The 12,291-nt window shown below is 44.4% G+C and carries 9 protein-coding genes; 7 read left to right on the top strand and 2 right to left on the bottom strand.

The window, feature by feature from the left end; translation table 11 throughout:
- Window positions 1-890: hypothetical protein (locus tag J7K63_04235; protein ID MCD6234231.1), on the bottom strand; the 890-nt coding region annotated here is incomplete at its 3' end.
- Between the two features lie 1,105 nt (window positions 891-1,995).
- On the opposite strand from J7K63_04235, the gene lipA reads away from it, so the two are divergent.
- Genes lipA through J7K63_04200 form a run of 7 tightly spaced genes read left to right on the top strand, consistent with a single transcriptional unit; the run spans window position 1,996 to window position 10,240 of the window.
- Window positions 1,996-2,853 (top strand): lipoyl synthase, encoded by an 858-nt coding sequence (gene lipA / locus J7K63_04230; protein MCD6234230.1) that lies wholly within the window; start codon window positions 1,996-1,998, stop codon window positions 2,851-2,853.
- 16 nt (window positions 2,854-2,869) lie between these two features.
- Complete coding sequence (rpe, locus tag J7K63_04225; GenBank protein MCD6234229.1) at window positions 2,870-3,526, top strand: ribulose-phosphate 3-epimerase; 657 nt, start codon at window positions 2,870-2,872, stop codon at window positions 3,524-3,526.
- Window positions 3,523-4,647: a terpene cyclase/mutase family protein gene (locus tag J7K63_04220; GenBank protein MCD6234228.1), complete on the top strand. Its 1,125-nt coding sequence runs from the start codon at window positions 3,523-3,525 to the stop codon at window positions 4,645-4,647. Before rpe ends, J7K63_04220 begins: the two co-directional genes overlap by 4 nt.
- Window positions 4,637-7,042, top strand: a complete 2,406-nt coding sequence (gene lon / locus J7K63_04215) for an endopeptidase La (protein ID MCD6234227.1) — start codon at window positions 4,637-4,639, stop codon at window positions 7,040-7,042. The genes J7K63_04220 and lon overlap by 11 nt, the downstream gene beginning before the upstream one ends.
- A gap of 6 nt (window positions 7,043-7,048) precedes the next feature.
- Window positions 7,049-8,866 (top strand): ABC transporter ATP-binding protein, encoded by a 1,818-nt coding sequence (locus tag J7K63_04210; GenBank protein ID MCD6234226.1) that lies wholly within the window; start codon window positions 7,049-7,051, stop codon window positions 8,864-8,866.
- Window positions 8,853-9,527, top strand: a complete 675-nt coding sequence (locus tag J7K63_04205) for a DUF3108 domain-containing protein (GenBank protein MCD6234225.1) — start codon at window positions 8,853-8,855, stop codon at window positions 9,525-9,527. Before J7K63_04210 ends, J7K63_04205 begins: the two co-directional genes overlap by 14 nt.
- Complete coding sequence (locus J7K63_04200) at window positions 9,524-10,240, top strand: arylamine N-acetyltransferase (GenBank protein MCD6234224.1); 717 nt, start codon at window positions 9,524-9,526, stop codon at window positions 10,238-10,240. The genes J7K63_04205 and J7K63_04200 overlap by 4 nt, the downstream gene beginning before the upstream one ends.
- Here the strand turns inward: J7K63_04200 and J7K63_04195 are convergent.
- Complete coding sequence (locus J7K63_04195; GenBank protein MCD6234223.1) at window positions 10,215-12,197, bottom strand: S9 family peptidase; 1,983 nt, start codon at window positions 12,195-12,197, stop codon at window positions 10,215-10,217. The two genes, J7K63_04200 and J7K63_04195, sit on opposite strands and share 26 nt — an antisense overlap.
- Between the last annotated feature and the right edge of the window lie 94 nt (window positions 12,198-12,291).

Below are 12,291 nucleotides of genomic sequence, written 5' to 3'. Positions count from 1 at the left end.
TGTCCTCCCAAGTCCCCCATGAGTGTTAACCCGGCAACAAACACATGTTTTCCGTCCGGTGTCCCGTCCATGTCTTTCAAATCCACATCCGTCCCGCTTTCCACCCGGCGGAACCGGCTCCCGTCGTAGTGGACCAGTGTCCCGTTGTTTCCCGCAAACCATACGTTATCCGATGATGAGCCCCAGATGGAGTTTCCTGCACAGGCATTTACACCTACACCATTGGAAGAAAAACGATAGTATGTCCATTCGTTTCCATCCCAATGATACGGTGAACAGGCATTGCTTACCCATATATCATTATTTGAAAAAGCGAAAACACTATATAATATGTTCCCCACAGGACCTACGAGATCAAATTTCCATTGATTATTATTCCATATACCAATGTTATACCAACCAGAATCAGATCTTATTTCACCTACGACATATATATTGTTTTCATCCACGATGGCCACATCATTGAGATAAGACCCGGCATCACCCAGCGTTTCCGCGGTCCAGGTGAAATCATGGCCGGTGGTATCCAGCGTTGTGACAGCGATGGGATCGGAACGGTCTTTGTCCCGGCCCTCTTTCATATAGCTTATGTGATAGGTATAATCCGCCGCCGGCAGAAGTCCCGTATCCCGGATATAACCGCTTTGTCCGGTGAGTGTCTCCGTCACCACCAGACTGTCATCCCGGTAGAGTCCGCATGTCCAGGTCTCCGGCACCCCGGAGGCCGTCACCCGGAATGTGGCCTCCACGCAGACCACATCCACCGCTTCAAGCGCCAGTCCGTAATCCTCCGGTTCCGGGTTGAAACAGGCGGTGATGAGGAAGGGGAGAAGAAACAGCAACAATGCCGGATATCTGCTCCCTGATGTAAAATGTGTGAGATTAGGCATGAAAAACCCTGTTTATTTACTTAGTCCATCTTGTTTGAATCATAACGAACGAAAACCCTTTTACATTCAACAGAGAGAATCCGCTAAGAAGGAGTGATTAAGGGGGTGTTTCTGTATGATTTATTTATTATATCCATTGTATTTGTTATTATCAAGCAATACTTCCCTCTTCAGAGAAGTCCTCAGTCGCATTGCATCCCATCCTTACCATAAACTGGATGACCTGCTCCCTCAGAATATCATCCTTACTCAATAAAAAGCTTCAGGAAATATCTACGGTTTAGTACGATCAAACTCCTTGCTCTGACTGAATTCAATCGGAATGATCTTTATGAATGACAAAAAAGCCTTAATGCAATACGGGGCTCACCGAATGCTTACGTATATTGCACGATTAAAAGTCGGAAGTTCTATTAAGACACAAAAGATGGTGTTGATGAAATAGTCGAAAGTCAACAGGCAACAGTCGACAGGCAGTCGGCAGTCAATAGTTGATTGATTAGATTGACAGCCCCGGGCTTCAGTCCGGAAAACGTGAGAAGAGAAAAAAACCGGACTTTAGTCCGGGGAGAATGAAGCGGTAGCCGACAATCGTCAGTTCCCAAGCCCCAACGATCGCTAATCCACGCAAACCAATCAGCCGCAAAACAGTGCCAACTTCCGGTCACCAAGTAGGCCCTGCCTATGGCGGGGACGTATCGAGGGGCCAGCTTCCAGCTTCTAACTTCTTAAAAATGATTGATTTGAACGCTGCGGAGCCGCGATTGAACGCCAAGCGAAGCGCAGGGGGAGGAACACTGAGCACAGCGAAGTGCTTGAATCTTTGGCCCTTCTCTCCCCGTCATACCTTCTGCGCTCTCCCCGTGAGCAAATTAAACCCTAACCTCAGCGTCCCAGCGCTCCAGCGGGAGAAATTTTCCCTCCCACCTTGTCTTTCCCTCTCTCCCTTGTTTCTCCAATTTCCCTTCCATTTCTTCGTTTCTGAAAGCCAATTTGTAGCATTACAGACCCAATTTATACGGTTTGAAAGGCAAATTTCTTAATTTGCTTCTTTTTTTATCTCCCCACCTATCCGGGAATGTCGTAATTTTCATATGGAGGAAAAATGCCGAAGTTGAATCATCTTAAAAAGCCTGAATGGCTGAAAATCAAGGTTCCGGGCGGTGAAGGTTACCGGACCGTCAAACAGCTACTAAAAAATCATAAGCTTCACACGGTATGTGAAGAAGCTTTTTGTCCCAATATGGAAGAGTGTTGGGGACGACGGACAGCCACATTTATGATTCTGGGTGATACCTGTACACGGAATTGCCGCTTTTGCGGCGTTAAAAAAGGCATCCCCCTGCCTTCAGATCCTGATGAACCCCAACAACTGGCGGAAGCCGTGAAAGAACTGGGTTTGAAATACGTCGTTATTACATCGGTGGACCGGGATGATTTGTCTGACGGAGGGGCCGAAATCTGGGCTGAATCTGTACGAAAAGTCCGATCCCTGAATCCGGACTGTAAAATAGAAATACTGATTCCGGACTTTCAGGGAGATACACAGGCTTTAGACACCGTGCTGAGTGCAGGTCCGGATGTTGTGGGACACAATCTGGAGACTGTTCCTTCTCTTTACCCCATGGCACGGTCTAAAGGAAATTACCATTGGTCTTTGAATGTGTTGAAATATATTTCAGATAAAGGATTCTTAACGAAAACCGGCATTATGGTGGGACTTGGAGAACTCTTTGATGAAGTTGTTGATTTGATGAAGGATGCTCATCGTCATGGCGTGACACTGTTTACGCTGGGGCAGTATTTACAGCCAACATCGCGTCATCTGCCTGTCAAAGAATATATTACACCGGCTCAATTCAGAGAATATAAAAAAATTGGCCTGACTCTGGGATTTAACCATGTGGAATCAGGACCCTTGGTCCGTTCGTCCTACCACGCTGATGAACAGGTCATTTCTTAAAAAAAAGGGGACAATCATGAAAAAATATCTGGCACCCTCCCTCCTGTCTGCAGATTTTTTGCATCTTGAAGATCAGATCCGGTTAACGGAAGAAGCCGGTGCGGACATATTTCACCTGGATATTATGGATGGTCATTATGTTCCCAATCTGACTTTTGGCCCCCCACTGATCAAAAATATTCGGAAAATAACACAATTGCCTCTCGATGTTCATCTGATGATTACAAATCCTGAAGAAACGGTTGATATGTACATAAATGCCGGTGCAGACTGGATTTCTGTCCATCCTGAAACCGTTCGCCACCTTCATCGTCTGATTTCCCACATCAAAGAAAAAAAGGTGAAAGCCGGAGTTGTGTTAAATCCTGCCACACCTGTTAGCTGTCTGCAGGATATCCTTCCGGAGCTGGATTATGTACTGCTTATGTCCGTGAATCCGGGTTTTGGAGGACAGCGTTTTATTCCTGCTGTTATGAAAAAAGTGGATACATTTTTACATTTGCGGGAGCAACTGGGATGTCCTCATGTCAAACTTGAAATTGACGGAGGTATTCATCCCGGTAATATTGCTGAAATCTCCCGGGCAGGTGTGGAAATTTTTGTGGCAGGCAGCGCTATTTATCAATCGGAAAATATCACCGAAACCATACATCAAATGAAAAAATCCTTATGAAAAGTTATAAAAAAAACCTTCTTCCATTTCCGGAAATTCCGGAAGATCTTTCCTGGTTCTCAAACCGTTTTACCATAGATCCCATTCAGCGAATTCTTCGATCCAGAAACTCACAAGTCAAATATTATCTGTATAAAAATGTGTTTCAGATGGATCAAATGGCCATCCACCTGAAAGTTACCAAGCGGGAATTAAATGAAAATCGGAACCGGCTTAATATTTTAAAGTCATTGGAGCTTTTTGATCCGACCAGGGAGTTTAGCGATTACCCTCCTGAAAAACAAAAGGCCCTGCAACTGAATTATCTTACATCTCTCCTGAGTGAAGCCCGGGATTATAATTGTCATAAACGTATGATTGATATACAGAATGTGTTGATCCATATTCTCAAACATCAGAATAAAGACGGTTCCTTTCCCCTTCCCCTGCATCTGAATGCCCATTTGATTGAAACCCTGTTAAAATATGATTTTGAGGGAAACCGTTTTGTTGAACAAGCTATACGATGGCTGGTCCGGCAGCAGAATGAAGATGGCGGATGGGGAACGGCAGATGACGGTTCAGATATCTGGCTTACGTTGAAAGTCCTCAGTGCCTGCAGTTATCACTCCGTCATGCGGGAACGGAGAAAAATAAAACGGGGTGCTGATTTTATTTTAAATCGCTACCTATCGACGAACAAAGGCGGTATTCTGGAAGGTCTTCAGGCATGGGATCAGCTTTCCTACGGTTATGAAGGCATAAAAGCCTTCCGTGGCGGCACTCTGAAAGTACTGGAAGTGCTGGTCCGTCTGGAATATACAGCCGAGAACAAAACCATCCGAAAGATGTTAAACTGGCTGGAGGATCAGCAAAACGTTTACGGCCTTTGGTCTGCCCTGCCCCGACAGGCAAAAAATACTACTGACGACTGGGTTTCCTACAGGGTCATCCGGGTTTTGCAACTATACTATCTTTTGGCCGGAGGCCGGAAACCTATTCGGATGTTTAAAATTAAACCCGGAGGACGGACGTCTTCAAAAAAGCCCCGTTTTTTGACAGAAAATAACCTGAATGATGATGAATTATCAGAATCTTCAGATGAAAATACAAATAACAAGGAGACACTCAATGAGTCATAAAGAATTTGAGAATATTAAAGCAGATATAAGCCTGGCTGATGATTTTGATTCTCCCCGGGAAATTCCCCTCATGCCTTTACGAAATACCGTTCTTTATCCTCAACAGGTGATTCCCCTATACATCGGTCGTGAACGTTCGTTACGCCTTTTGGACGAAATTCTTCCTGAAACAAAACTGATTGCCGTTGTTGCTCAAAAAGATATCAGTACGGAAAATCCCAAAGAGGATGACCTGTACAGCTGGGGAACCCTGGCACAGGTTTTAAAAATATTTGATATGCCGGACAAGAGTAAAAGTGCGATTGTTCAGGGAATTGAACGGATACAGATTCTGCAGGTGACTCAGGAAACACCCTTTTATAAGGCGGTTGTCCGCCGTGTTCATGAAATCAGCTACGCAAACGACATTAAAAACCAGGCATTGGTCAGCAATCTTTACAACCAGTTTCAGACGCTTGTGGATAAAGCTCAATATTTGACAAATGAGCATCTGGATGTCGTAAAGGTTATCCGGGATCCCGGAAGGCTTGCCGATAAAATCGTTTCCATTTTAAATATCCAGGTGAGTGAAAAACAGTCAATTCTTGAAATCCCGGATGTTCAGAAAAGGCTCACATCCGCCACGATATTAGTGAACAAAGAAATTCAGCGGATGGAGGTTGGAGAAAAGATTCAGTCCCAGGTTCAGGATTCCATTAATAAGAATCAAAGGGAATATTTTCTTCGGGAACAACTAAAAGCCATTCGGAAAGAGCTGGGTGAAGATGATACGGGCATGGATACGAAAGAACTGGAAGAAAAAATCGAAAAATCCAATTTGCCTGAGGAAGCCCTGAAGGTTGCCCGAAAGGAATTAACCCGCCTTGAACGGATTTCTCCCCAGTCTCCGGAATATACTGTAAGCCGGACCTACCTGGAATGGCTTGTGGAACTCCCATGGTCAGTCTCGACTGATGATCAGGTTGATATTAATAAAGCAGAACAAATTCTGAATGATGATCACTACGGACTTGAAAAGATTAAGGAACGGATTCTTGAATATCTGGCTGTTCGGAAACTGAAACAGCTAAAAGACCCCAAAGCCGGTGTTAAAGGGCCCATTCTTTGTTTTATCGGTCCTCCCGGAGTTGGGAAAACGTCCGTGGGTATGTCCATTGCACGGGCTATGGGACGGAAATTTTACCGGATGTCTTTAGGTGGTGTGCGGGATGAAGCAGAAATTCGCGGGCATCGAAGGACCTACATCGGGGCACTGCCCGGAAGGATTATCCAGGGCATTAAAAAAGCCGGTTCCAACAATCCTGTTTTCATGCTGGATGAAATCGACAAACTGGGGGCAGATTTCAGAGGGGACCCGTCCAGCGCACTTCTGGAGGTCCTGGATCCGGAACAGAATTATTCCTTTTCCGATCACTATCTGGAAGTCCCCTTTGATTTGCGGCATGTGATGTTTATTGCCACAGCCAATTGGTATGACCCCATCCCGGATCCTTTAAAAGACCGGATGGAAATCCTGGAATTTCCGGGATACACAGAACCGGAAAAAATCCATATCGCCAAATCTTTTCTGATTCCCAAACAGGTCAAAGAACACGGATTGGAACAGGATGATATCGTCTTTACCAACGACGGGATCAGTACAATTATTGAAAATTTTACCCGGGAATCGGGAGTGAGAAACCTGGAACGTGAAATAGCTAATATCTGTCGGAAAGTTGCCCGTGAAAAGGTAGAAAAAGGGACACGCAAGCGGCGGATTACGTCATCTATGGTAGCCCGTTACCTTGGAAAGAAAAAATATTACAGTGAAGTGGCCGAGCGGATGGTGAAGCCGGGAATTGCCGTAGGACTTGCCTGGACGGCCGTTGGTGGTGACATTCTATTCATTGAAGCCACAAAAATGCCCGGAAGCGGTAAACTGATTCTGACGGGTAAGTTGGGTGATGTCATGCAGGAATCTGCCCAGGCCGCCATGAGCTTTATTCGCGCGAATGCGGAACGCTTCGGAATTGACCCCAATTTTAACAAAAATTATGATGTCCATGTCCATATACCCGCCGGAGCTATTCCCAAAGACGGGCCCTCTGCCGGTGTCACGTTAATGACGGCCATGGTGAGTGTATTGAGTAATCGGATGGTGAAAGATCGCTTTGCCATGACCGGTGAGATAACCCTGCGCGGACACATTCTCCCGGTGGGTGGAATCAAGGAAAAGGTGATCGCTGCAAACCGGGCAGGGATCCGCAATGTCATCCTCCCGGCTAAGAATAAAAAGGATATCGATGAAGATATTCCCACAGAAGTCAAAAAAGAGATGACGTTTCATTTCCTGGATGATATGCTCGATGTCCTGGATCTTGCCATGGAACCCAAAAAAGACGGGGAAAAAAAATAAAAGGTTATGTTTAAAAGACTCATTAAAACAGCAGCCCATTACTGGCCGCTCTCCCTTTCAGGACTCTTTTTCTCACTGCTTTATGCTATCAGTAATACAGCCTCACTCTGGGTTGTGGCTTCTCTGATCCAGACAATTTTCAAACCGGAGGAATCGGTTTCTCCCGATGCCATTCCGACGGACCCCGGACTCAACGAATATCTGAAAGGATTGACCAGCCGCCTGATTGTGGATATTGATCCAGTGACAGCCCTGACACGCCTGAGTATTTTAATTATCTCCATTTTCCTTCTGAAAAACTTCTTTCTCATTATCAAACGAATACTCTTCGGCCGGATGGAACTGAAGATCATTGTGGATACCCGGAATAAACTGTACAGCCACATTACCCGACAAACTATGTCCTACTATGATAATCACAAACAGGGTGATTTTATGTCCATCATCATGAATGATGTACTCATCTTTCGCCAAGCCATCAAAGTCATTTTTGATAAAACGTTAACCGAGCCGGCGAATATCATTATTACCATCAGCCTGCTTTTTATCATCAGCTGGAAATTTACTCTCTATGTTTTGATTATGTTTCCCATCTCCATTTTCATTTTTTGGATCGTGGGATCATCCATCCGCCGTAAAGGCCGCCGTACGCTGCGACAGATGAGTGTTATTACCTCTTTTCTGCAACAAATGCTGGGAGCATTCCGTCTGATTAAATCATACCACAAAGAATCGGATGAAATTCAAAATTTCAAAGACCGGAACCACAAGTTCTTCAAAATTCAGATGCGCCAACTTCGATTGACAGCCATTAATTCACCTCTTTCTGAAATGGTGGGTGTTATTACAGGTGCGATACTTTTTATGATTGGTGGCCAAATGGTGGTTACCGGGTCAGCCATGGATTCAGAGGATTTCCTCCGATATATCATTCTCCTTTTTTCAATTCTGAGTCCAATCAAAAGTTTAACATCTGTCAACGCCATCATACAAAATGGACTGGCAGCCGCAGAACGTATTTTTAATGTTTTGGAAACTCCCATTCAAAATCTGGAATCTCCCGATGCAGTTGAGAAAAACGACTTCAAAAAAGAAATTGAATTCAGAAATGTCTCCTTTGGTTATGAATCTCACAATGTATTAAAAAATATCAATTTGGTAATACCCAAGGGGAAATCTTATGCCATTGTAGGTGCCAGTGGCTCAGGGAAATCCACCCTGGCCGATTTATTGTGTCGGTTTTATTTGCCGAGAGAAGGCCAAATTCTCATAGACGGCACAGATATCCGGAATATCAAAGCGGAATCTCTGTATAAACTTATTGGAACTGTTTCGCAGGATGTCCAGATGCTGAATGAAACGATCCGGGACAATTTAACTTACGGATCCGACGGGACAGATGAGGACTCGATTGAACAGGCAGTTGAAATTGCCAATGCCGGGTTTATTCATGATCTTGAAAACGGATGGAACACCATTGCCGGAGATCAGGGAGTACGTTTATCAGGAGGACAAAAACAGCGGATTGCCATTGCCCGGGCCGTATTACGGAATCCGCCTATTCTAATTCTGGATGAAGCCACTTCTTCCCTGGATACTGAATCGGAACGCCTTGTCCAGAATTCCCTGAACCGCCTGATGAAAGGACGCACATCCCTTATCATTGCTCACCGCCTGTCCACTATTTTAGATGCAGATCAGATCGTCGTACTCAAGAATGGACAGATTGTTTGCCAGGGAACCCATCCCGAACTCTTACAATCCTGTCCGGACTACAAAAAACTGTACAAACAACAGATCCGGAATGATCTTGAAAAGGATTAAGCAGATTCTCATCCTTTTTGCTTTAACAGGATGTCTGATGTTGAATCCTTTGGAAGGCAGCGAGTATCTTTTTGATATATACTTTCGCGGAATCCCCGGAGGTAATGCAAGTTTAGTTGTTGATTATCAGGCAGATAGAGTATTTGCTTCATTTATAATACACTCATCAGGTTTTGTGGATACCTTTTACAAGGTCCGGGATACAACGACAATTATTGCTTCATACCCCGCTTTCCACACCCTTTATTATAATAAACGTATTCATGAAGGAAAATATCACAGCCGGCGTGAATTCGATGTACAACAGATCGAGACAGAAAAACTGAAGCATCCTGTTCGTGATGAATATACAACGATGATCATGTTGATGGATTCCCTCTATTTTTCCGTGGACTCGGTGACTGTGAGTCTTTGGAACCGGAAAGACAGTGTAGCCGTTCCGTTCCGGTTGTACAAGGGGAAAACAGATATTATTAACAGCCCTGCAGGAACCTACCCAACGCTGGTTTATAAGCCGGACAAACATTTTCGGGAGGTATTTGAAGACGAATCAAATCTTGTTATCTGGATAACGGAAACAATCCCGTCACTACCGGTCCAAATGCAAATAAGGCTTAAATATGGTCCTCTTTTATGTGTTTTAAAAAAGGTTATCCCGTGAATACGATCAATGCTCTTTTACGGGATTTTTCTGATATCCCCTACGAAAACCTTTCAAAAATACTCAGACTTTCTTTGGAAAGACATCAAAGGCCAAGGTCCCCGGAAACTCTTATATCCGAATTTCTTCAACACGGCCGGGGTGGAACCTGCTTTTCATTGAATTATGCTGTCATGAAATCTTTACGTCTGAACGGATACCCGGCCTGGCCTGTATCGGTGCATACCGGGAGGAATTCTTTTCCCCACTATGCCGTCATTTTCTCACTTAGGGATCAATCATATCTGGTTGATCCGGGATATTTGTTATACACCCCCTTATGTTTGAAAGACAAGGGTAGTGATTACGGAACAAACGGGGTTCTGGATTACGAATTATCTAAACAGAATGGGGAATATATTTTGTATTCTTTAGACTCGCGAAACCGTAAAAAGCGCTATACTTTTGCACCCGAACCGGTTAGTGACCGTCTTTTTATTCATCATTGGATCCGTTCATTCGATTACATTTCAGCCCTCGTTGCCTCCAGGATTGTAGACAACAGCATTTTATATATCAATGACGATTATGTCCGTTTTACCGATGCCCACAGCGTTCAGAAAAGCTACGATATTGACAAGGCAAATAGATATTTATCACAATATTTTGGATTTACACAAGAAGAAATTCTGGCGACAAGAAAAAAAATTACGACTCATCCCTCTCAACCCTAAACTCCTCAAGCATAACTTTTAACCTTTCCACCCGCCGGTCCGGTCGTCCGCCCCGACTCAGCCCATGGGATTCTTCCGGAAAAAGTACAAGTCTGACCGGTTTTTTATCGTGTTTCAGGCGAACGAAGAGCTGTTCTGCCTGTTCGACGGGGCAGCGGAGATCATTTTCGGAGTGGATAATGCAAAGGGGGGTTTCAATTTTATCTGCATAAGTTATGGGAGACCATTTCGCATAGAGTTCCGGGTTTTTCCAGGGGACATCGTGAAAATCGGCTTCCAAATCCCATCCCGTGTCGGATGTGCCGAAGAAAGATGACAGATCACAAATAGATCTTTGGGTCACTGCTGCTTTAAACCGATTCGTATGTGTAATGACCCAGTTGGTCATGTACCCTCCATAACTTCCTCCTGTAACAAAACATTGTTTCGGATCGACAAATCCCAGTTCAAGAATATAATCCACGGCGGCCATCAAATCATTCATGGCCGGTTCGGCCCATTTGCCGGTTATGGCATCGGCAAAAGTGTGGCCATATCCCTGGCTCCCCTGGGGATTGGTATACAATACAACAAATCCGGCTGCTGCAAAGACATGCATTTCATGAAACCAGGTATAGCCGTATTGTGCCCGAGGTCCGCCATGAATCTGCAATAACAGGGGATACTTATTCTTTGAACTGAATCCCGGTGGTTTTAAGAGCCAGCTTTGAATAACTGCATGATCTGATGGAATATAGTATTCTTCCGGAACATTGCAGGAAACGGAATTCATATAATCGTCATTCAGAAAAGTAATCCGTCGGAAATGTTTTTCACTATTCAGCTCTAATAGCCAGATTTCATCGGGTCTTTCCATTTGAGCGAGATGTACGGCGATTTTTTTTCCGTCACGGGACATGCTAAAAGACACAACACATTCAGGTCCGTCTAAAAGGGGTGTGATTTCTCCGGAAGGTACATTGCATTTCATCAAGGGATTGGCACCTTCTGAAGATACAGTAAACAAAAAGTCTTCGGGCGTTTGAAAAAGAGCCCTTTGTTTCACAAAGGAGGGCGTGATATCCCCCAGAGTAACCATATCCGTGGTCCTGTCCAAAGAAGCCGTAAGAGAATGGATTTCCCCGGTTTTCAGATTAAGTTGCTGTATTTCCGAATTGACGGCTCCCCAGCTGTGTCCGGGCTTAAAATGACCGGAAAAATAGAGGTGTTGACCTATGGAATCTGCCTGGACCCATCCCACGGGTCCGGCCGGCTTTTCGATTCTGACATGATGTTTTTCCTTTAGTGAATAAAAGAAAATGGAATCCTCGTCCATATGTCTGTCCGGATCTTCACGATCGTTTGTCACATAATATATGCCTGTCCCATCGTGACTCCAGACAAAGTCAGTCACATCCCGGGGAACATCGGTAATGGGAATTAGTCTTCCTCCCCTGCTTTTTACAATATATAGCTGAACAGCTCTTTTTTGGCGAAATCCTTCCCCATCAAGACGATAAAAGAGTCTGTCAATGTCCCGTTTCAGTGGTTTCTTTTTTCTGTCTTCTCCTGATACATCATATTTTTGAATGAGGACAGCCACCCATTTATCATCCGGTGAGAATGCAATATCTTGTATTTCACCGTCTTCCAGGCTGACCAATGGCATGGGTTCACCCAATCCGCCATAAAAGGATAACAATTCAGATTTATCTTTGGTGGAACGGATAAAAAGCAGTTGTTTTCCGTTCCGGTTCCAACGTGGTTTTGTATCATTTTGTTCACCCCGGGTGAATTGCACCACCGTGCCTCTCGCGGTATCCACGGAATACAGATTGGAATAGTATTTTTGATCTTTCTTATGAATCCACTTTTTGACAAAAACAACTTTTTTCCCATCCGGAGATATTTGCGGATCAGATGGAAACTGAAGATCATATATATCCTCAGGGCGAACAGTTTTTCCAAGTTTACTCATGGTATTATTCCTTCTTTAGAATTCCTGGTAATAAATGCGGGATGGCTTACCGGAGAAAAGATCAATACCATTTTCCACGCGAATCCACCCGTAT

The organism is Candidatus Neomarinimicrobiota bacterium, assembly GCA_021157965.1.
In the GTDB taxonomy this organism is placed as follows: Bacteria; Fidelibacterota; Fidelibacteria; order Fidelibacterales; family Fidelibacteraceae; genus Fidelibacter.
The sequence above is the reverse complement of the archived record's forward strand: the minus strand, read 5'-3'. Positions and strand labels throughout refer to the sequence as shown.